Consider the following 21,375-nt stretch of genomic DNA (forward strand, 5'->3'; position numbering starts at 1 on the left):
CTGATCCTTTACAAAAAATCGTTAAACCCCCAATGGAGCTTATCGTTACCATTGCCAAGGGATTTTCTCCAGGCCTTGAAGGACTTTCTGAAGGTGCGGATCTCTTCTCTTAGCAGGCTGAGGTATTCTTTCTCTTTTACCCCCTGTTTTTCTAATCCCGTACAATACGAATTGATATTCCGTATCATTACATTGATGAAATTCGCACTTTTTATCCTTACGGTATGGGATTTAGAAGTTTCAGCCTTGGCAATCTGTTGGGATATCAGAATGGTGTCTGTTAAGAGACTATCCGCTATATGGTCCTTCAAACTATTTGATTGATAGAGCTTTAGTAAGTTTTGATTGTAACTTACATAGGACGCGATCTCCCGGCTCATGACGCAGAGATCGAGTGCTTTTCGGTAAACAGGTATCGTTCTTAAATTATCGTAGGGCATTTTCTTTCTTAGCAAATTCGTCTTATAAAATTACGACCAAATCCAAAAATGGCACTTTTTAATCGATAGCTTTTTTGTAGATTTACTTTAAAAACACAAATTATTGGTGGATAAAACATCGAATTTAAAGATAGATGAGCTCAATTGGGCCATTTTGCAATTATTACAGGAAAATTCCAGGGAATCTTTTGCCAGTATAGGGCGTAAAGTGGGCCTGACCCCTCCGGCAGTGGCTGAGCGTGTTAAGAAAATGGAGGACCTCGGGATATTGACCGGCTATGCGGCCAATGTTTCCTATAACAAATCCGGCTACCAGTTGAAAGCTATCATTACGCTAAAGGCGTTCATGGGTAAATTGAAGCCTTTCCTCGAGATGGTAAAATCCCTTTCCGAAGTTACCAATTGCTATCGTATCACCGGAGAAGTAAACATAGTGATGGAGGTAGTGCTCAAAGACCAGGCGCACCTGGAAACCTTTATTGACAAACTGATCCAATACGGGGAAACTACCACTCATATCATTCTGTCAGAAGTCGTGTCTAATGGCCCCATACGTCCGGTATGATAGGCTTAGGCAGGGGCCAGACCCATCAGAAAGATCATTTTAGCTATATTTAAAGATATAAGTCAGCCGCAATGTTCGCGACCCTTGAAGATACCGTAACAGCAATCGTATGCCTGATCACTGCAGTAGTCATACATCGGATCTATGTCAAGGAAAAAAAGGCCAGAGTGCAACCCCAGGACGTAAAGGGTATTATGTGGTTTGGCCTGGCAATTTTTATTTGGGGTCTGGGAGCCCTGATCGAATTGTTTGCTGTTCTGGCTATGGGTTGGCCCCCAAACCATAAACTTCTGATATTTCTCGGGGTGTTGGTTTCCCTTTTAAATTCCATGTTCATTTTATTATCCCTTCCATCCATTGAGCATTCTTCGGACCGGAATATTGTTATCCGAATTGTGGAGCGTTTTTCGGAAAGGGAATTCTATTTTATTTTTGGAGGGATCATGCTGATGCTTGCATTTGTATTCCTCGCCACTTCATTTGGTGTAAGTGGTATGAGTAACTCCCTGATATGGCTCATAGACATCCCTATCTCCCTGGTGGTAGCTTTTGCGCTGCTTAACGAGTTGAACAAGGCCTTTGCTAACCGCAAAATGAAATTCATGTATCTGCCAAGCTTCGGACTTTTTGTGCTTATCGTTATTGCCGTAACACACCGTATTATCCCGGAGGAATTGATACCGCAAGCGATTCCAATGTCTTCCTGGGCACTGCTTGGAACGGTAACGGCCATTTCCTTTAAGTTTTTGTTCATTCTGCTGTTTTCCATTTTGTTGTACAGCTGGAAATTCCTCTCGGAGAAAGAAGCCCAGCAAAGTGTGCTAAGCAGGATATCAAAGCGGAACGAAACCCTGGAGCTTAGTAACAGCAAGCTTCAACTTGCCAACGACAGCCATTTGGATACCATTTCCAGGCTCAAGGAAGAGGTCACGGAATTACGCGCTGCCACCCAGGCAAATTTGTCGGATAGACAAAAGGAAGTGCTTGCGAACCTGGGCGTCTGTGGAGAAGCCAAGTCGTATACGGAGATAGCGCAAGCCATGCATATCAGTCTTGACGGCTTTCAGGCGCACATCCATCAGATCAAAAAAGTGCTTCATATCCAGGGGACTGAAGGCAAAACCCGGCTTATTCAGTATGCCAGAGACAATGATCTGCTACGTTTTGCTACTATTGAGAATGAGAAATAAAGTGCATTGTTTGACATTGACAACAGCTGCAAAGATTCATTCAAAGTCCTCGTTATTTCAATAGTCTTAGCCTGTACTTACGTATGTGTTTAAACATTACTCCCTGAAATTTTGAACACTGTTTAACCTTTTAGTCCAACGGATAAAAGCCCAAATTCGCTCCAATTCAAATTTTTAGCGATGCGAAAGAAGAGCGTACTGTGGGCATATCTCTTATTACCCGTAACAACCAATGCTCAGCAAGGCCTTGATGAGCAGATCAACCAGAATTTTCAGAAGGCAACCGGATGGTTTGTCGATGCCGTTTTTGCGGAGATACCAATAACGGACTCGGTAGGTTTGCCCTGGGTGCTTATCGTCCTTATTTTTGGCGCAAGTTTTTTTACGGCCTACTTCCGTGGAATAAATTTTACTGGTTTCGCAACTTCTGTGCGAATTATTCGCGGTAATTATGACGGACTGGAAACTGAGGACAAAACAGTGGATGATTCGGCAAAACCCCAGGCTGAAGAACAAGGTGAGGTGAGTCATTTTCAGGCGCTTACTGCCGCGCTTTCCGCAACCGTAGGCCTTGGAAATATTGCTGGGGTAGCTATTGCCCTGTCTGTGGGCGGTCCCGGGGCTACATTTTGGATGATACTGGTAGGTTTTCTGGGAATGGCCTCCAAATTTGTAGAGTGCACTCTTGGGGTGAAATACCGGGAAATTGATGAGAACGGAAAGGTCTATGGCGGTCCCATGTATTATCTCAGGAAAGGACTTCAGGACAAAGGACTGGGAAGATTGGGTAAGATCCTCGCAGTGGTTTTTTCGATCATGTGCATAGGCGGGTCCTTTGGAGGAGGAAATATGTTTCAGGTAAATCAGGCCTTTCAATTATTCCAATACGTAACAGGTGGTGAAGCGAGTTTTGTGCAGGGATACGGTTGGGTCTTTGGTTTGTTGATGGCAATTTTGGTTGCTATTGTGATCATAGGAGGAATAAAGAAGATCGCCAAGGTTACCGACAAGATCGTGCCGGCCATGGTAGTCCTTTACGTGGTTGCTGTATTAAGTGTTATCGGTATTAATTACAGCGCGATCCCAGACGCCTTCTCGGCCATATTTAAGGGAGCTTTCACCGGAGAAGGTGTGGCCGGTGGTTTTATCGGGGTGTTGATACAGGGTTTTAGAAGAGCTGCTTTTTCCAACGAGGCCGGGATCGGTTCTGCCTCTATTGCCCACTCTGCGGTCCGGACAAGATTTGCTGCCAGTGAAGGACTGGTCGCCCTTTTGGAGCCTTTTATAGATACGGTCGTGGTCTGTACAATGACTGCCCTGGCTCTGATTATAACAGGACAGGTAGTTATAGGTGTGGAACTTTCAGACTCTCAAGGGGTAGTACTTACCGCTAATGCCCTGGAAAGCGCGGTTTCCTGGTTTCCTTTCCTCCTTTCATTTGCTGTGATCCTCTTTGCTTTTTCCTCCATGATCTCATGGTCTTATTACGGCTATCAGGCATGGTCTTACCTCTTTGGAAGAAGTAAAAATGCCGAGTATATTTACAAAACTGTATTTTGTCTTTTTGTGATCGTTGGTGCGGCTGCAGGTCTTGAAGCTGTAACTGATTTTTCGGACGCTATGATCTTTTCCATGTTAGTGCCGAATATGATCGGTCTGTTCATATTAGTACCCCAGGTTAGACAAGAATTGAACCGCTATTACAAGGCCATCAAAAGGGTAGCATAAAAGGGTTTTATTTTTGGGGTTCAGAGATTTAATTAGTTATTTTATCTCGTGGACATGGATAAACTTAACGAGTATTTTCAGATAGCCCTGGACAAGGTCGTTTTCTTCCTGCCCAAAATAATTGCCGCGGCTCTCATCCTCTGGATCGGATTCAAGATCGTAAAGAAACTGGTGAACTGGGTAGGGAAATTGCTGCAGAAAGCCGGTTTTTCGGAATCGCTCAGACCTTTTTTAACCTCTACCGTCAGTGTACTTTTAAAAGGTACCGTCTTATTCATTATCGCCACAATTATAGGTGCAGACCTCACCGGCCTGATTGCCATCCTGGCAGCGGCTGGGTTCGCGATAGGAATGGCGTTGCAGGGTAGTCTTGGGAATTTTGCTTCAGGAATACTTATACTGACTCTAAAGCCCTACAAGGTTGGTGACTGGATACAGTTGGAGGATAAGTTCGGTAGGGTACAGGAGATAGGGATCTTCAGCACTGATGTGCTTACTCCGGGTAATAAGATCCTGATCATTCCTAATTCCATGGTCACGGATTCAGTGGTAACCAATTATTCTGAAAAAGGCATGATCCGGTTGGAACTGACGGTTACCATGCCTTATGAAGAGAGTTTTCCGAAGGTTAGGGAGATTATACTTGAAGCGCTTTCAGATATCCCCAGGATCCTTAGGGATCCTGCTCCGGAAATTGGCATTTTGAATTTTGAGTCCCACAACATAGAACTTATTGTACGTCCGTTTGTAATTCCGGACGACTTTTGGGAAGTTACCTTTGCCGCTAACAAAGCGATAAAGAATGCTTTCAATCAATACCAGGTTAAAGTTGCGTATTCCGAGGGGGTGGAGATGGGCCTTATCGGAGAGTAATGCAAGGTGTTTATTTTGGCCGGATTTTTGATGTATCGAATGCTATGAAGAAACTTTTACCCTTCTTTTTCCTCTTGAGTGCCGCAATTGGCGGGGATTTGAGTGCCCAGCAACTCACCCTAAAAAAAGGGGTCATTATGAACGCTATACCGGTAAATGATTCAATTCCAGAGAGTTATTCATTATATCTTCCCACAAGTTTTGACAATACCGGGCGTTGGCCAATAGTGTTCGTTTTTGAGATGGAGGGTAAGTCCAAACAGGCGCTTCATATGTTTACGGAGGCTGCTGAGGAACACGGTTATATTCTGGCCAGTTCTAACAGTGTTAGTGATAGTTTATCACTTTCCAAAAACGTATTGATCGCCAGCCGTATGTTCGGGGCTGTATCCAAGATCTTGCCCATTAACAATCGGCGGGCCTATACTGCCGGCTTCTCCTTCGGAGCAAAATTCGCTTCGGCCATACCTACTTTTGTCAAGCAGATTGAAGGGGTTATTTCCGTTGGTTCCCCTGTTCCGAATACGGAACTATTAAGTAACAAAAGACCCTTTCATTTTGTAGGGATAGTCGGTAAAGAAGATTTTAATTACAGCACCATGAGGAATGCCGCCAAGGTGCTGAACCGGCTCAAATTCCCGAATCAGTTGCTCACTTTTGAAGGAGGACATGAGTGGCCTCCTAAAGGTCATATCTCAAGAGCCATGGAGATCCTTAAGCTCGCAGCCATGGCAAAAGGCAACACTGAAAAAGATGATCAACAGGTATTGCAAAGTTACCAGAAGCGCTATCAGACATATACGCGACTCCGTTCGGCACAAAAAATGCTTCAGGCACACGACCTGATTCAGGAGATGGTATCTGTCTACAGACCTTTTTACGAACTGGATTCCCTGGCGGCAATTAGAAAAGCAATTCGAAGGGATAAGGTATACCGGAGTCAAAAACGAAATGAAAACAACATTCTGTTTCGTGAAGGTCTTATCAAGGAAGACTACCTCTATTATCTGGAAGAGGATTTGCTGACCTATAATTTCAATAATTTGGGATGGTGGAATTACCAAATGGGGAAGCTGGCCCAGTACAAGAAGAGCAATAATTCCGAAGAAAAGATGATGGGTGAAAGGCTTTCAGGTTTTATAAATGCCCTGATTGAAGATAATATCGATTTGCTCAATGAAGAAAAATTGAAAGATGAAGAAGGGCTTCTTTTTCTATGGATGTTAAAGACGATTACCGCTCCAAAAGAATACGAACACTACCTGAGTATTATTTCTTTAAGTTCTAAGTACGAAGATTACGGAACATCAATTTTCTACCTGGAAGAGCTGCTTAAAAATGGGTACAAGGACAAGGCGGCCCTTTACGAATTAGAACATACGGCCCTATTCCGGATTAGCCCGGAATTCAATGAGATTGTCAATAAATACCTTAAAGACGCCCGCTACGATGTCATTGAGGAATGAGATGGGGAACAGCATCTAAATCCCAGTCTATGACCAGGCCTTTGGCCAAAGATCTCGCAATCTCTTTTCCGTACAAAAATTCACATAGATAAAGCGCTGCATCAAAACTTCTGGCTCCACCTGCTGAGGTGATGTATTTCCCATCATGCACGAAAAGCACGCTGTCTGCGACTTTGAGATTGGGAAACATGGTCTTATACGCCTCTATATCGCTGGGGAAGGTGGTGGAAACCACACTGTCCAGCAGTCCGGCCTTGGCCAACACAAAGGAGCCGTCACAATGAGAAGTAACAAATTTTGCAGTTTGCCCGACCTGCTTTACAAAATTGAGCATTACCTCGTCTTCCAGATCCGAATCAAGATGGTGTTCCGCGCTGGGAACTACCAGAATATCAATAGGTGGCAGGCTATCCCGGGTATAGTCAAAATCTGGTAAGATCCGCACTCCTTCAAAGGAGATTACAGCATCCCTGGAGTTGGCTACCGTAAATGTATTCATGGCTTTTATTCCCTCACGGTATTGGGTGTGCTGGAATATGTCAAAAGGGGCTGTGAATTCCGTGTTATAGGTTCCATCCATAATGAGGAATGCCACATTATAACGGTTGGATTCCAGTTTTGGACTATAGGCTTCTTCCCGGGCCGGGGAGTTCGTTTTTTCCCTGCTTTCCGAACAGGAGAGCAGCACTACGGCAAAGGCAAGTGGGAATATGTATTTCATTTTCTTCGGATCAGCTTTTTAAGTGCTAAAAGTAGTAAAATCCCCAATAGCCCAACTAATGCAGCTGCATACCAGGTAATTTCATATCCGTATTGGGATATAGACAGCATGCCTGAATTATGGGCAAAGACATGTGATATGGAAAATGCTATACTGTACAACGCCATATACTCCCCCTGATTGCCACGTTTGGCACGGTCCATCGCAAAGGCGTTGGAAAATGGAAATATTATCATTTCTCCAAGGGTCATGAGCAACATTCCTATAACTACTATGCCGCCCCAGGACGAAAGGTTAAGAACAAAGAAACTCATTAAAACCAGGAATAAACCGGCTATAATATTCCCGATTTTAGACCATGGCCTGCTTTCCATGAATTTGATCAGCGGCATCTCAAAAGTGAAGATCAAAAGCCCGTTCATACCAAGGAGTAAGCCTATCTCGTATTCACTAAGTAATCGCTCTTCTTTGTAGTAAAGTGGCATAGTCGAAAAATACTGAACAAAAATAAATCCATAGAGGACCATAGACCCGATAAAGAGCCCATATGGTAAATCCCTGTAGGCGGATTTTGGAGCGCTATTTTTAACCTGATCAAGGACCTTGGCTTTCCTGGGATTCAGAAGGGACCACAACAATATTCCCGCTGCGATACAGGTTCCCCCATCCACCCAAAATAAACCTCCGTATCCTAAAGTGGCAATGATAAGACCACCTACTGCGGGCCCGGCGGAAAACCCCAGATTTATGGCCAGGCGTATGAGTGTTACAGAACGGGTCTTGTTCTCCGGTTTACTATAGGCACTTAATGCGACCAGGGAAGCGGGCCGGAAGGCATCTGCAACGATCATCAGTATAAAGATACCTCCACTCAATACCCAAAAATCCGACAGGAACTGTATGCTGATAAATAGTATGCCGGTAAGGACAAGACTTATCAGCATTACCCTGTAGTAACCAAAGAGATCCGTCAGTTTTCCACCCAGCCAGGAGCCAACCAGGGAACCCAGCCCAAAGGAGGTCATGATTATGCCCACATTTTCCAGGCTCAACCCGAGATCATTGGTCAGGTAAAGTGAGAGGAAGGGAATAACCATGGTGCCGGCACGGTTGATCAGCGTTATTAATGCCAACCACCATACTTCACTGGATAAGCCTTTAAAGGAATTTATATAGTTTAAATAGAGCGTTTTCACCGTATAAAACCCATTAAAAAAGCCCTGACGGAATCGCCAGGGCTTATATTATTAATAATCACGTTCGATTTTCAACATAGACAGCTCCTGACCCTAGTTCCTGGATCTGTATAGACAGTCTTAAAAATCGAAAGTGCTTGCATTTTTCTAAAATGAAGCTCAAAGCTACATAAAAAAATGCTATGTTGTATTTTTACCTTCAAAACTAAATTCTGTGAAGCGCGCAATACTCACTTTTACGCTTTTGACACTGGTCTTTTTGGTCTCCTGTAATCAAGGCAAGAAATACCATGATCAGGCAGCCAAGATGGAGGTGGTGAATGGCTCTGAAATGGTGCAGGAGATATTGGATTTTCAGCGGAATCTGGATGCGGAATTCAAAGACCCGGATAGCTCCCCATTGGCAGACCGTCATCGGAAGGATTTCGAAGGACTGGATTTTTTTAAACCGGATACCAGCTATAGGGTAGTGGCCTCGCTGAAAAGAACGCCGGATGCCGTTCCCTTTTTGATGCCCACAAATACAGACAGGAAGTCGGAGGAGGTGGTTTATGGAATTGCACTTTTTTACCTCAAAGGAGAATGGCATGAGTTAGAGATCTATCAAACCAGGGAACTTATGCAGGAAGAAGGTTACGAAGACTATCTTTTCTTACCCTTTCTGGACCTGACCAACGGAAAAGAGACTTATGCCGGTGGGCGTTATCTCGATCTGAGAATTCCGCAGGGTGATAGCCTCATCATTGATTTCAACAGGGCTTATAATCCCTATTGTGCCTACAATCCGAAATATTCCTGTCCTATAGTCCCGCGGGTGAACGCCTTGAATATTCCGGTAACTGCGGGGGTAAAGGCTTTTCCGGAAACGGCCAAAAAGTAAAGCCCCGATCCTTGGACCGGGGCCTCAGCCTGAGTGAACTAAACAAAACCAAACTAATCGATTCTTTTCTAAAACCCGTAGACTGCTGCGAGTACAAATGATGCCAGGCTTCCGTTGACTTCGAGATCGTTATTCACGAAAACATCTTCAGAAGAGCTGTCCAGACGAATTTCCGGAATGATGGTCAGATCTCCTACCTTGGCGTTTCCGGTAAGCGTCACTGTAAATACACTACCATCGCCATCGGCATCTGATCCAATACCTGCAATATCACCAAAGAACTCGCTGGTGGCAAAGTACTCACCTCTAAGTCCGATTGTAAAGGTCTCGGAAGTTTTTAACTGAGGATATAAGGCGGCTCCGTAAAAACCGGCTCCATCGGTGTCCTGATAAGTCGCGTTGATTCCGAGGAAGAAATCATCTGACACATCAAAACCTCCAGTATAGTCTATTTGAAAGAGGGACTTAACATCAGTATCTACAAGGGCTCCCGTACCGTCTAGCACTTCATTGAATCCCTGCTTACCGAAAAGAACATTGATATACTGACCGGAATACCCTAGTTGCGCTCCAAAAGAAAGCTCACCGAATGGGTTGATATCCGTAAAATCTGTGGGGTTCAATACCGCAAGCATGGCAGACCAGTCATTTCCAAGATCAAAGTCGGCCTTAAGACCAGCATGAGAGAATGGTCCGTAAGAGAACATATAGGATGTACTGTAGTTAAAGTTTGCCGTAGGGGAGATCACCTCATAACCCAGGAAGGTATTGAAGTTACCAAAGGTAAGTGTGGTACTTTCGCTGACATTCCAATAGACGTAAAGCTGGTTTACGATGTTGGGTGATCCGAAAGGCGAACCAAATACTGCATCTTCTCCTCGTGGACCAAAAACAAGGTCGGCAACAAAACCTACCTTATCACCTTCGTAACCCGCGATCAGATTTACCATACCCAACGCGAATCCAGGGTCGTTAGCAAAAGAGGATCCCGGAGCGGTGGCAGGGATAACCCCTATCTGGTCTCCAGCCGTGTCAAGTACAGGCACCTCCTTATTCAGGCCATTGAAGTTAGCGCGGTAGTAGGCATCAACGGATCCGCTGAAGCTAAATTTTGACCCTTCTTCCTCTTCATCGTCCTGTGCAAAAGAGGCTGTTCCGACAAGCATGATGGCCAAAAGAATAATATTTTTTATGTAATTTGTGTGAATGATCGTTTTCATATCTTAATGATTTGTATCCTGCATAAAACCAGGATGTTAACTAGTTAATTGAGCTTTAGTTATAAGTAATATGGAAATGGTTTTGAACGGAGCGTTTGGCAGAACGCTCCGTTCTTTTTCTTTTTAATGCTGGTTCATTCTGAAGTCGGCATATGCATCCATACCGTGTTCGTGAAGATCCAATCCTTCCAGTTCTTCCTCTTTAGATACCCGTATTCCCACGGTTTTCTTAAGTGCGAAGATTATCAGGAATGCTGTCAGCGAACAGAAGGTCGCGGCGGCTCCAACTCCGGCCAATTGGTAAAGGAATTGATCCATTCCTGCCATGGAACCGAAGATCCCTACCGCGAGTGTACCCCAGATACCGCATATAAGGTGAACTGTAACCGCACCTACGGGATCGTCTAGTTTCAATCTGTCTATGAGTGCAACACCCAGTACGATAATCGCTCCAGCGATCAGCCCGATAACAACTGATTCGGTAGGTGACATCAGGTCTGCTCCTGCAGTGATGCCTACCAGTCCGCCCAGAATTCCGTTAAGGAACATGGTAAGATCGTAGTTTTTGTATAGTAGGGTAGAAAGGATAAATGATCCTACACCTCCCGCGGCGGCTGCAAGACAGGTTGTTACGAGTACCAGTGAGGTAGTGGCCGGGTCTGCCGAAAGTACAGAACCTCCGTTAAAACCGAACCAGCCTAGCCAAAGGATTAGTACCCCGGCTGTTGCCATTGGGATGCTGTGACCTGGAATAGCCTTAGGTTTTCCATCCTCCCCGAACTTGCCAATACGGGCACCGAGCAGGTATATAGCGATAAGGGCTCCCCATCCTCCAACAGAGTGAACCAGGGTAGAACCTGCAAAATCGTAGAATCCTCCGTCTTCTCCACCAAGGGTAGAAAGGAATCCACCTCCCCATTGCCATGACCCAACTATAGGGTATACAAGGCCTACATATAGGATAGTGAATATCATAAAAGGTCCTATTTTGATACGTTCGGCAACCGCACCGGAAACGATGGTAGCGGCTGTGGCGGCGAACATCCCCTGGAACAGGAAATCTGTCCACCAGGTGTAACCACCATCGGCATAATCCGGAGTCATCCCGTTTTCAGGAGCTCCAATACCAAATCCTGCAAAGTCGAGAATACCTGAAGAACCTTCCTCAAATCCGGGATACATCAGGTTAAAACCACCAATGTAGTACATTAATAGTCCGACAGTGATAATGAAAATATTCTTAAATAATATGTTAATTGTATTTTTCTGTCTGGTTAATCCGATTTCTAAAAATGCAAAACCCATGTGCATAAAAAACACCAGGGCGGTGCAAACCATCATCCAAACATTATTAGCTGTAAATAATCCTGCGTCCATTTCTTATAAGTATTAGTTAGTTAGTTTTTAGTTGATTCCGGCATGGCCGTCTTCTCCTGTTCTTATTCGATAGGCATTCATGACGTCCGACACAAACACCTTTCCATCCCCTACGTTACCGGTACGAGCCGATTCCATAATGGTACTTAAGGTTTTGTCTAGAAATTCATCGGAAATCACGATCACCAAATAACGCCTTTGGATGTCTGATGTACTGTAGGAAATGCCTCGATAAACATGTCCTTGCTTCTCGTTGCCAACTCCAGTTACATCCCAGTAACTGAAGAAGTTTACCTCAATCTGATGCAGTGCCTTTTTGACCTCATCAAATTTCGATTTTCGAATAATTGCCTCGATTTTTTTCATTTGTAAAGTTTATTGTTGACGGGCCAAATATATATCTAAAAAAATTACCCCCATCAAAAAGTGGGGGTATTGGTCTAATTTTTGTTTTTATTTCAAAATGACCCCCATAATTTTATGGGTATTTCTTTTTCAAATTGAAAAAATTGCATTATTAATGATGAATAGTCAAAAAAGGGCAGTCAATCTTAAAAGATTGTACGTATTTCACTACATTCTCCGCTGATTTGTTTAAAAATGTGATAAAATTTAGAAGATTATTGAAAATTAAATAAAAAGGGAGGTAAATGTGATAATCAAAACAATCTGGCCAGCCAAAGGCCTAATGCAATGGCCAAAATCCCTGTTAGAATACTGCTAATGAGATAGATACTGAAGTGTAGTAATTCTCCCGAACTTAATAGGGAATGCTTCTCAAATGCAAAGGTTGAAAAGGTGGTAAATCCGCCGCAAAAGCCTGCTGTTAGTAAGAGAACCTGACTTTCACTGAGCAGATTCCCCTTTGCGGAAAGACCGAGGATGACGCCAATAATCAAACTACCTATAATGTTCACCATAAAGGTGCCCAGGTAAAAATGTTCAAAGTGATCGTTAAAACTTCTTGAGATGAGAAAGCGGAGACAGCTACCGAGGCCTCCACCTAAAAAAACAAGCAACAACTGTTGTTTCATACCCTAAAGGTATAAAACTAAATCGCTTTTTTGTATTTGGAGGAAATGAAATCCAAAGGAAGGATTTTTGCCGGAGTCTGTCCGGGAACACCCTTTTTCAGATCTGCAACTTTTTTGTCTCTGCTACCCAGGATACTGGAGATCAGTAGGGCGGCATTTATGAGGACAAGAACAGCAAAAATCGCAAAAAAGGTTACCATTTATCGGATTTGATTAACATTACAACGCAAAATTAAGCCTTTTGGTATATTATACGAATAATTCGGAAAGAATGTTGTGAATATCTTAATTTTTGTGGTATGCATACTTTTCCTACCTATTTATTGAGCATATGCTTAATCAGAAATAGTATGATTACAAATACCGTAAAGCCCAGCCCTACCCATCCGAAACCTTTGTAATTCTTTTTGTGGATGGTCTTGTCTTTTCTGTAGGTAACGATTAGGACAACAGTGAAAGCAAGGATAAAAAAGAGTGCAAAAATGAGTTGCCCGGTGCTGAACATATTGTGTATTTTTGGCAAAATTAAACCAAAAAGACTTAAACATGAAGAGAAAGATCAGAGCGGTTCAACAATTTCACACCGCCTTCGGACTAGGAGTGGCGGATACACCTATTGCTAACCTCGGAAAGACCAAAAACAGGCTGCGCTTTGATCTTATGGACGAAGAGAACAAGGAGTATTTTGAGGCGGCCCAAAACGGCGACCTGGTAGAAGTGGCGGACGCTCTTGGGGATATGCTTTACATCCTATGCGGAACCATACTGGAACACGGTATGCAGTATAAGATAGAAGAGGTTTTTGAAGAGATCCAGCGCAGTAATATGAGTAAGCTGGGTGCCGATGGGAAGCCCATTTACCGCGAAGACGGAAAAGTGCTAAAGGGCCCGGATTATTTCAAACCGGATATTAAAGGAGTTCTGGATAAATAAAAAAAGGAGGGTGTAAAAGCCCTCCTTCTTATTTATATGAATTTTGGATCACAATACGCTGTACCGCCAGCCAAATTTGTCTTCGGCCCGGTTGTACTGAATATCGGTGATCATTTTCTTCAGTTTATGTGCGTAGCTATCCTCCAATTCCGGAAGCTCGTAATCTTTCCCCTTATAACCGAATGATGCTATCGGAGAGATCACTGCCGCCGTGCCAGCACCAAAGAGTTCTTTTAAACTTCCCTCCTTTGCCGCCTCGACAAGCTCATGCACGGAGATCTTCCGGACTTCTGTCGGAATCCCAAGATCTTCTGCCAGAGTTAGTATGCTTTTCCTTGTCACGCCATCCAAAATACGGTCGCTAACAGGGCTGGTGATAAGTGTGTCGCCAATGCGCACAAATACATTCATCGCACCGGCTTCCTCTATATATTCGTGGCTTACATCATCAGTCCAAATTACTTGTTGGTAGCCCTTGTCTACTGCCAACTGAGTTGGGTAAAACTGTCCGGCGTAGTTACCACCGGCTTTGGCGTAACCTACTCCGCCATTTGCGGCACGGGAATATTTCTCCTCGATGAGGACACTAACTTTACCAGAAAAATATGCACCCGAAGGAGCACAGGCAATGATAAAGGTGTAGGAGTCTGCTGGAGAGGCATGGAAACCTGTTCCGGAGGCAAACATAAATGGCCTGACGTATAGCGAACTTCCTGCGGCCTGAGGAATCCATTTCTCATCCAGTTGAAGTAGCGTTCTCAACCCATCCATAAAAACTTCCTCCGGCAACTCCGGCATAGCCAGACGTTTGGCAGAGATATTCAATCGTTTTTGATTTTCCTGTGGTCTAAAAAGCCAAACACCTCCCTCGCTGTCCTTGTAAGCCTTCATACCTTCAAATATGGCCTGGCCGTAGTGAAAAACTTTGGCTGACGGCTCCAGGCTCAGAGGCTGGTAAGGAACAATTTTTGGCGATTGCCATGCTCCATCGACGTATTCGCAGATCAACATATGGTCTGCAAATACACTGCCAAAAGAGAGATTGTCAAAGTCAATCTCGCTAAGCCTTGAAGTTTTTACCTTTTCAATCGAAAGGTTTTTAACCGATGTCTCCATGAAAATTGCGTTTTACAAGAATAAAATTAATCATTTATACAGAGTTCGCCCTTCTTTTTTAGGGCAAAATTTCTGAGTTTTGCAGATGTCTCACAAATATTATTAATAATGAAAGGTTTTAACATTTTACTTGTGGTTTTGGTATTGTTTAGCGCCTGTAAGCAGCAGGAGAAGTCGGCTAAGAATGTGGATGAAATGCAAAAAAACACGGCATACGAATCCTATGGAGAAAAATTATCTACTTCGGGAATTGAAAAACCTGAAAAAGTTTTGGCTTCTTATAGGGCCCTTGGAGCATCAGATACTTTAAAGACCAAATTTTCTGCAAGGGTAAAAGAGGTTTGCCAGGTAAAGGGCTGCTGGATGAAATTGGAGTTACCCGATGGAGCAGAGACCATGGTGAAATTTAAGGACTACGGTTTTTTTGTACCCACGGACATAGTCGGTAAAGAGGTAGTTGTAAATGGCAACGCATTTCTGGAAGTGGTAAGTGTGGACGATCAAAAACACTACGCTCAGGATGCAGGCAAATCCGAGAAAGAAATTGCTGCCATTACCGAAGAGATCAGAAACTACGGCTTTGAAGCGGATGGGGTACTGCTAAAGCAATAGACTTGAAACGGAAAGTGATCAAAACGGCGGATGGTTCAACGACCATTCAGATCGAGGAATGGGGTGAACAGTATCATTCACTTCACGGAGCGCTTCAGGAAGCATATCACGTGTTCATTTCTCATGGATTGGATCAGATCCGCAAGCGGGAAATAAGCATACTGGAGGTAGGTTTTGGGACCGGTTTAAACGCCCTGATATCGCTAATTGAGGCCCGAAAAAAGGGTATTGCCATAAGATATACCGGAGTGGAAAAATTCCCGGTAGCTCCGGAGGAGATCAGCCAACTGAATTACCTTGAAATGCTCGGTGCAGAGAAAGATGCAAAATCCTTTGAACGCATGCACAAGGCTACATGGGAAGAAGCCAATCCAATAGAAAGCGGTTTTGTTCTGGAGAAGCAACAAAAGGATTTCAGGGAGATCGAGGATATAGATATGTACGAGCTTGTTTATTTTGACGCTTTCGGAGCAAGAGTACAGCCAGAGCTTTGGACTGAAGCGATTTTTGTCAAAATGTTTAAGGCGCTAAAAGCGGAAGGTATTCTGGTTACTTATGCTGCGAAAGGTAGTGTAAGGAGGGCTATGGAATCCGCCGGATTCAGGGTTGAAAGACTACCTGGACCTCCGGGTAAACGCGAAATGCTAAGGGCTATAAAACCATAGGTAATAGTCACATCTTTAGTTGCTTAAAAGTTAAACAGTTGTGTTAAAGCTTAACTAAACCCTTAGTTAGCCCTGCATAAAACCGGTACATTTGCAAAAAGGGGAGTATGAAGATCTTGATCACAGGAGCCACTGGTTTGGTTGGGACAGAACTAACAAGGTTGTGCGAGCAACAGGGTATTGAGGTAAACTACCTGACTACCAGTAAACAGAAGCTCATAAAGCGGGAGGGCTATAACGGTTACTTATGGAATCCGGATAAGGGTGAGATAGATCTCGAGGCTTTTAAGGGAGTTGAATCAATAATAAATCTGGCCGGGGCCACGGTTTCCAAAAGATGGACCCCTTCATACAAGAAAAAAATACGCTCCAGCCGCTTAGACACCCTAAACACTTTACGTACAGGACTTAGCCAGGCGGATACTTCCGGAATTACTTCCCTGGTTTCTGCCTCAGCCATAGGCATATACAAAAATTCGCTTACCAATTTCTACACTGAAGATTCCACAGAAATCTCGGACGACTTTCTGGGCGATGTGGTTCAGGACTGGGAGAAAGCGGTGGATCAGATAGATGGACTGGGCTTTAAAACGGCTAAAGTAAGGATAGGTCTCGTTTTGTCTATGGAAGGAGGTGCTCTTTCGGAAATGGTCAGGCCCATAAATTACTATGCCGGAGCTGCATTTGGCAGCGGTCAGCAATGGCAATCATGGATCCACATTCAGGATTTGGCCCGATTGCTGTTCTTTGTGGCGACCGAGGGGCTTGAGGGAACATTTAATGCTGTAGCTCCCAACCCGGTTACCAATACCAAGCTCACCAGGGAGATTGCCAGAGTCCTCAGAAAGCCATTGATCCTTCCCAATATACCTCGCTTTGCAATGCGACTGTTGCTCGGAGAAATGTCTGAGTTGCTCTTTGCAAGTCAACGTGTGAGCAGTAAGAAAATAGAACAATCCGGTTTTGTTTTTGAGTACCCGAACATTGGGAGGGCCCTGGAAAAGCTTTTGGCAAAGGGTACTGAAGAGGATTCCCGAAAGGGTCAGTTCACCGAAGAATACGTCTGATTTTTACTGATCTTAGCTTCGCAAACACGCATTCGCCGCCGGCGGATGTTTTTTTTGTGACATTTTGACATTTTTAAAGAATTGGCAGTACTTTTGCCATCCCATTTTCGGGTATTTTAAATATATACTACATGAGTAAGAAAAATAAGGCGGAAGAGCTGGAAGACGTAATATCAGAAGAAACGGCAAACGAGGGTCAGGACCAGATGATCGAGGAAGAACAAAGTGCTGAGGAAGTATCTAAACCTTCGGAAACCGAGTTGCTTCAGGAAGCCCTTGCGCAGGAAAAAGATAAATTCCTAAGACTTTTTGCTGAATTCGAGAATTATAAAAAGCGCACCTCCAGGGAGCGGATGGATCTGTTTAAGACGGCAGGTCAGGAAATTATGGTTTCCCTTCTTCCGGTAATGGACGATTTTGATCGCGCTCTAAAAGAGATCGCAAAATCCGAGGATAAGGAATTGTTCAAAGGAGTAGAACTCATCAGCAATAAATTCAGAGAGACGCTCAAAGCCAAAGGTCTGGAGGAGATCGTCATAAAACAGGGAGATGTTTTCGATGCTGAGGTGCACGATGCTATCACACAGATTCCGGCACCAAATAAAAAGCTGAAAGGAAAGATCATAGACGTTGTTGAGAAAGGTTTTACCCTAGGGGATAAAATAATCCGACACCCTAAAGTGGTTGTCGGAACTTAAATAGAATTGATGAAGCAGGATTATTACGAAATATTGGGGGTCGACAAGAATGCGAGCGCTGCTGAGATAAAGAAAGCCTATCGCAAAAAGGCTATTGAATATCATCCTGATAAAAATCCGGGAGATGCCAAGGCAGAGGAAATGTTCAAAAGCGCTGCCGAAGCATATGAAGTGTTAAGTGATCCTGATAAGAAGGCCCGATATGACCAGTTCGGCCATGCCGCATTTGAAGGCGGTGGTGGTTTTGGCGGAGGTATGAATATGGAGGATATCTTCAGTCAGTTCGGAGACATCTTTGGAAGTGCCTTTGGGGGCGGCTTTGGTGGATTTGGCGGTTTCGGCGGTGGTGGACAGCGCAGGATCAAGGGCAGTAATATGAGGATTCGCGTAAAGCTCTCGCTGGAAGAAGTAGCCCATGGAGTTGAGAAAAAGGTCAAGGTGAGACGTAAAGTGCAGGCGGCCGGAGTAACCTACAAGACTTGTACTACCTGTAACGGTACAGGACAGGTTACAAAGATCACCAACACCATTCTTGGCCGGATGCAGACCGCGACAACCTGTTCAACCTGTAAAGGCTCAGGCCAGATCATAGACAAAAGGCCTTCCGATGCAGACGCTCAGGGCCTGAAAGTGGTTGAGGAGACCGTCTCTATTAAGATTCCTGCTGGTGTGGAAGAAGGAATGCAACTAAAAGTATCCGGAAAAGGTAATGAAGCCCCGGGTAATGGTATTCCGGGAGACCTACTTGTCGCCATAGAGACCAAGGAACATCCAACCTTAAAACGCGAAGGAGACAATTTACATTACGATCTGTATATCAGCATTTCTGACGCCGTTCTTGGTACTTCAAAAGAAATAGATACCGTTAGCGGAAAAGTTCGAATTAAACTTGAACCGGGCATTCAATCCGGTAAGATCTTACGTCTTAGAGGAAAGGGAATCAACAGTATTAATGGGTATGGAAGCGGTGATCTGCTGGTCCACGTAAATGTCTGGACTCCCAAGGAGCTTAATAAAGAACAACGGGAATTCTTCGAAAAGATGCAGCAGGACGATAATTTTGAACCAAAACCTGAAAAGACTGATAAATCTTTCTTCGAAAAAGTTAAGGATATGTTCTCTTAACGATTTTAAGTTTTGGTTTTAAATAAAAAACGTATATTTGATTTAATATTGGGCGACCAATATTAATTTTCTTTTTCATAGCAATTTTTTTCCCATCCTTATTCCTTTAAGGATGGGTTTTGTTTTTATAGGAAGCGATACAAAAAAAACCTTATCATTCCGGTCTTTCTAAGCATTTCTATATCTTTGGCAAAATTGCTTACATGGACAGTATTCTGGTCGCGGAGTCGGTCTCCAAACAGTTTGGCGATCACGTGGCACTAAATAAGGTATCCCTGCAAATCCCCCAAAACAGCATATACGGCCTTCTTGGCCCCAATGGAGCAGGTAAAACCACACTTTTAAGGATAATTAACCAGATAACCTACCCGGATGCGGGAGAGGTCTATTTTGAAGGGGAGGCTCTAAAACCGCATCATATAGCATTGATCGGTTACCTGCCCGAAGAAAGAGGCCTGTATAAGAGCATGAAAGTAGGAGAACAGGCACTTTATCTTGCACAGTTAAAGGGTCTCGACAAGGCTGAGGCCAAAAAACGCCTGAAATACTGGTTTGAAAAGCTGGAGATTGGCGATTGGTGGAACAAGAAGATCCAGGAACTTTCCAAGGGAATGGCGCAGAAAATTCAGTTTATCGTAACTGTTTTGCACGAACCCAAATTGTTGATCTTTGATGAGCCCTTTAGCGGTTTTGACCCTATCAACGCCAATATCATAAAGGATGAGATACTGGAGTTAAAATCCCAGGGCACTGCGATAATCTTCTCCACGCATCGCATGGAATCCGTTGAGGAACTGTGCGAATATATCGCTCTGATCCACAATTCTGAAAAAATATTGGACGGAAAGCTTTCTGAGATCAAAAAAGCCTATAAAAACAATTTGTTCAAGGTAGGGGTGGAAACCCCTGCGGAATCACCTTTATTGGGGGAACTAAAGGATAAATTTGAAATTTCGTCTACAGCATACCATCCGGATGAGGGGCTGTTGGATTTTTCGGTAAAGCTGCAAGCGGGAGAAGCCAAAGGTTTTCTTGCTTTTTTGTCTGAAAAGGCAGATATCGCAAGCTTTGTGGAAATGGTGCCAACAGCAAATGATATCTTCATTCAAACCGTTCAAAACCGGGATATTCATGAGTAAATTATTGCTGATCATCAAAAGAGAGTACCTGGCCAAGGTAAGGAACAAGTCCTTTGTCATCATGACCTTTCTCAGCCCCATACTTATGGTGGGTATGATCGTACTGATCGCATATCTCACCAAAGTAAATGACAGTGAAAAGCGAATTATCGCGGTGCTCAATGAAAGCGATTATTTTTCAACGGATTTCACCACTACGGAAAGCACCTCCTTCATCTACTTTAAGGGGCTCGACCTGGAATCTGCCAAAGATTCAGTTTTGAATACAGGCTACTACGGTTTGCTGTTTATTCCGGATAGAGGAGACCTGGAAATCGTGGCGGAGGACTCCTATTTTTATACCAAAGAGGCCCCTGCAACAACGGTATTGGACAGGTTGGAAGACATCTTCCAGGACCGGCTCCGGCAGCGAAGGCTTAAAGATCTTGGCGTTTCGGCTGCGGAGTACGCACAAATGCGGGATAAATTCGAAATTAACACCGCTACCTTCGCAGGAGAGCAGAATTTAAAAGGCATAAACGAGATCAAAGCTATTATTGGCGGAGGATTTGGCTATCTGATCATGATGTTCATTATCATTTATGGAGGTTTTGTGATGCGTAGCGTTATCGAAGAGAAGACCAGCCGTATCATTGAGGTCATAATTTCCTCGGTAAAGCCCTTTCAGCTTATGCTTGGTAAGATCATTGGAACATCCCTTGCCGGGATCACTCAGTTTGCTATTTGGATAGTTTCAGCTTCTCTTTTGCTCATGGTGGTTCTCTTACTTTTCGATATAGACCCCTCTGGTTTGAGCAGGAACCCCGGCTTATCAGCAAATACTGTTAATGCTATGACTGCGGTACCTTCGGAGATGGACACCATGCAACTGTATGCGGCCGAAATATACCAGTTTCCATGGGCTCTCCTCATTTTCTCATTTATTTTGTATTTCATTTTAGGCTATCTGATCTATAGCTCCATCTACGCTGCAATAGGGGCTGCAGTGGATAATGAAACGGATACCCAACAATTTATTTTTCCTATCATATTGCCCCTTATGCTTGCAATTTATGTGGGCTTCTTTTCGGTGTTCAGCAATCCCCATGGGCCTATTGCCGTCGGGTTTTCACTTTTCCCGCTTACATCACCCATAGTTATGTTGATGAGGCTTCCGGGAGGGATAGGAGAAGGAGGCGTACCACTTTGGCAGTTGCTCTGTTCCATTGCGCTTCTGATCATTACATTTATTGGCATAGTCTGGCTGGCCGCCAAGATCTACAGAGTGGGAATTCTGATGTACGGTAAAAAGCCTACCTACAAAGAACTGTTTAAATGGTTGAGATACTGA

At 43.9% G+C, this 21,375-nt stretch carries 24 protein-coding genes; 14 read left to right on the forward strand and 10 right to left on the reverse strand.

Annotated features, from left to right (window positions below; all coding sequences use genetic code 11):
- Positions 1-8 precede the first annotated feature (8 nt).
- Positions 9-455 carry a hypothetical protein gene (locus tag GTQ38_RS04155; RefSeq protein WP_317169039.1) on the reverse strand — a complete coding sequence of 149 codons (447 nt, stop codon included), beginning with the start codon at positions 453-455 and terminating at the stop codon, positions 9-11.
- 91 nt (positions 456-546) lie between these two features.
- On the opposite strand from GTQ38_RS04155, the gene GTQ38_RS04160 reads away from it, so the two are divergent.
- From GTQ38_RS04160 to GTQ38_RS04180, 5 genes are all read left to right on the forward strand, one after another.
- Positions 547-1,005 (forward strand): Lrp/AsnC family transcriptional regulator, encoded by a 459-nt coding sequence (locus tag GTQ38_RS04160; RefSeq protein WP_161434224.1) that lies wholly within the window; start codon positions 547-549, stop codon positions 1,003-1,005.
- A gap of 71 nt (positions 1,006-1,076) precedes the next feature.
- Complete coding sequence (locus GTQ38_RS04165) at positions 1,077-2,195, forward strand: helix-turn-helix domain-containing protein (RefSeq protein WP_161434225.1); 1,119 nt, start codon at positions 1,077-1,079, stop codon at positions 2,193-2,195.
- Positions 2,196-2,375: 180 nt separating this feature from the next.
- Entirely contained in the window at positions 2,376-3,923 is a 1,548-nt protein-coding gene (locus GTQ38_RS04170; RefSeq protein ID WP_161434226.1) for an alanine/glycine:cation symporter family protein, read from the forward strand.
- Positions 3,924-3,977: 54 nt separating this feature from the next.
- Entirely contained in the window at positions 3,978-4,796 is an 819-nt protein-coding gene (locus GTQ38_RS04175; protein ID WP_161434227.1) for a mechanosensitive ion channel family protein, read from the forward strand.
- A 44-nt stretch (positions 4,797-4,840) separates the two neighbouring features.
- A complete protein-coding gene (locus GTQ38_RS04180; protein ID WP_161434228.1) occupies positions 4,841-6,262 on the forward strand; it encodes an alpha/beta hydrolase in 1,422 nt (473 codons plus the stop codon).
- Here the strand turns inward: GTQ38_RS04180 and GTQ38_RS04185 are convergent.
- Together GTQ38_RS04185 and GTQ38_RS04190 are read right to left on the reverse strand one after the other, a co-directional pair.
- Positions 6,249-6,983, reverse strand: coding sequence for a DJ-1/PfpI family protein (locus tag GTQ38_RS04185; protein ID WP_161434229.1), 735 nt, complete (start codon positions 6,981-6,983; stop codon positions 6,249-6,251). The genes GTQ38_RS04180 and GTQ38_RS04185 overlap by 14 nt on opposite strands.
- Positions 6,980-8,179, reverse strand: a complete 1,200-nt coding sequence (locus tag GTQ38_RS04190) for an MFS transporter (protein ID WP_161434230.1) — start codon at positions 8,177-8,179, stop codon at positions 6,980-6,982. Before GTQ38_RS04190 ends, GTQ38_RS04185 begins: the two co-directional genes overlap by 4 nt.
- Positions 8,180-8,393: 214 nt before the next feature.
- On the opposite strand from GTQ38_RS04190, the gene GTQ38_RS04195 reads away from it, so the two are divergent.
- Positions 8,394-9,059 carry a DUF1684 domain-containing protein gene (locus tag GTQ38_RS04195; protein ID WP_394350958.1) on the forward strand — a complete coding sequence of 222 codons (666 nt, stop codon included), beginning with the start codon at positions 8,394-8,396 and terminating at the stop codon, positions 9,057-9,059.
- 68 nt (positions 9,060-9,127) lie between these two features.
- Here GTQ38_RS04195 and GTQ38_RS04200 read toward each other — a convergent pair whose 3' ends face one another.
- From GTQ38_RS04200 to GTQ38_RS04225, 6 genes are all read right to left on the reverse strand, one after another.
- The gene (locus GTQ38_RS04200) at positions 9,128-10,279 is read right to left on the reverse strand and encodes an outer membrane beta-barrel protein (protein WP_161434231.1); all 1,152 of its coding nucleotides are present in this window, start codon (positions 10,277-10,279) and stop codon (positions 9,128-9,130) included.
- 123 nt (positions 10,280-10,402) lie between these two features.
- Complete coding sequence (locus GTQ38_RS04205; protein ID WP_161434232.1) at positions 10,403-11,656, reverse strand: ammonium transporter; 1,254 nt, start codon at positions 11,654-11,656, stop codon at positions 10,403-10,405.
- Between the two features lie 27 nt (positions 11,657-11,683).
- Positions 11,684-12,022 (reverse strand): P-II family nitrogen regulator, encoded by a 339-nt coding sequence (locus GTQ38_RS04210; RefSeq protein WP_161434233.1) that lies wholly within the window; start codon positions 12,020-12,022, stop codon positions 11,684-11,686.
- A 293-nt stretch (positions 12,023-12,315) separates the two neighbouring features.
- The gene (gene crcB, locus GTQ38_RS04215) at positions 12,316-12,690 is read right to left on the reverse strand and encodes a fluoride efflux transporter CrcB (protein WP_161434234.1); all 375 of its coding nucleotides are present in this window, start codon (positions 12,688-12,690) and stop codon (positions 12,316-12,318) included.
- Positions 12,691-12,707: 17 nt separating this feature from the next.
- Complete coding sequence (locus GTQ38_RS04220; protein ID WP_161434235.1) at positions 12,708-12,890, reverse strand: hypothetical protein; 183 nt, start codon at positions 12,888-12,890, stop codon at positions 12,708-12,710.
- A gap of 116 nt (positions 12,891-13,006) precedes the next feature.
- Complete coding sequence (locus tag GTQ38_RS04225) at positions 13,007-13,195, reverse strand: hypothetical protein (RefSeq protein ID WP_161434236.1); 189 nt, start codon at positions 13,193-13,195, stop codon at positions 13,007-13,009.
- A gap of 41 nt (positions 13,196-13,236) precedes the next feature.
- Here GTQ38_RS04225 and GTQ38_RS04230 point away from each other — a divergent pair, with 41 nt between their 5' ends.
- Entirely contained in the window at positions 13,237-13,623 is a 387-nt protein-coding gene (locus GTQ38_RS04230; RefSeq protein ID WP_161434237.1) for a pyrophosphohydrolase domain-containing protein, read from the forward strand.
- 48 nt (positions 13,624-13,671) lie between these two features.
- Here the strand turns inward: GTQ38_RS04230 and GTQ38_RS04235 are convergent, their stop codons facing one another.
- A complete protein-coding gene (locus tag GTQ38_RS04235; RefSeq protein ID WP_161434238.1) occupies positions 13,672-14,739 on the reverse strand; it encodes a branched-chain amino acid aminotransferase in 1,068 nt (355 codons plus the stop codon).
- A 108-nt stretch (positions 14,740-14,847) separates the two neighbouring features.
- Between GTQ38_RS04235 and GTQ38_RS04240 the strand changes: the two genes are divergently transcribed.
- The 7 genes from GTQ38_RS04240 to GTQ38_RS04270 all read left to right on the forward strand — a co-directional run bounded on the left by GTQ38_RS04240 (position 14,848) and on the right by GTQ38_RS04270 (position 21,375).
- Positions 14,848-15,351 carry a DUF4920 domain-containing protein gene (locus tag GTQ38_RS04240; RefSeq protein WP_161434239.1) on the forward strand — a complete coding sequence of 168 codons (504 nt, stop codon included), beginning with the start codon at positions 14,848-14,850 and terminating at the stop codon, positions 15,349-15,351.
- Between the two features lie 2 nt (positions 15,352-15,353).
- Positions 15,354-16,016, forward strand: a complete 663-nt coding sequence (gene mnmD / locus GTQ38_RS04245) for a tRNA (5-methylaminomethyl-2-thiouridine)(34)-methyltransferase MnmD (RefSeq protein ID WP_161434240.1) — start codon at positions 15,354-15,356, stop codon at positions 16,014-16,016.
- A gap of 107 nt (positions 16,017-16,123) precedes the next feature.
- Positions 16,124-17,083 carry a TIGR01777 family oxidoreductase gene (locus GTQ38_RS04250; RefSeq protein ID WP_161434241.1) on the forward strand — a complete coding sequence of 320 codons (960 nt, stop codon included), beginning with the start codon at positions 16,124-16,126 and terminating at the stop codon, positions 17,081-17,083.
- Between the two features lie 131 nt (positions 17,084-17,214).
- Entirely contained in the window at positions 17,215-17,781 is a 567-nt protein-coding gene (locus tag GTQ38_RS04255; protein ID WP_161434242.1) for a nucleotide exchange factor GrpE, read from the forward strand.
- Positions 17,782-17,790: 9 nt separating this feature from the next.
- Positions 17,791-18,906 (forward strand): molecular chaperone DnaJ, encoded by a 1,116-nt coding sequence (gene dnaJ, locus GTQ38_RS04260; RefSeq protein WP_161434243.1) that lies wholly within the window; start codon positions 17,791-17,793, stop codon positions 18,904-18,906.
- A gap of 203 nt (positions 18,907-19,109) precedes the next feature.
- The gene (locus tag GTQ38_RS04265; protein WP_161434244.1) at positions 19,110-20,045 is read left to right on the forward strand and encodes an ABC transporter ATP-binding protein; all 936 of its coding nucleotides are present in this window, start codon (positions 19,110-19,112) and stop codon (positions 20,043-20,045) included.
- A complete protein-coding gene (locus tag GTQ38_RS04270; protein ID WP_161434245.1) occupies positions 20,038-21,375 on the forward strand; it encodes an ABC transporter permease in 1,338 nt (445 codons plus the stop codon). The genes GTQ38_RS04265 and GTQ38_RS04270 overlap by 8 nt, the downstream gene beginning before the upstream one ends.

The organism is Poritiphilus flavus, from assembly GCF_009901585.1.
Lineage (GTDB): Bacteria > Bacteroidota > Bacteroidia > Flavobacteriales > Flavobacteriaceae > Poritiphilus > Poritiphilus flavus.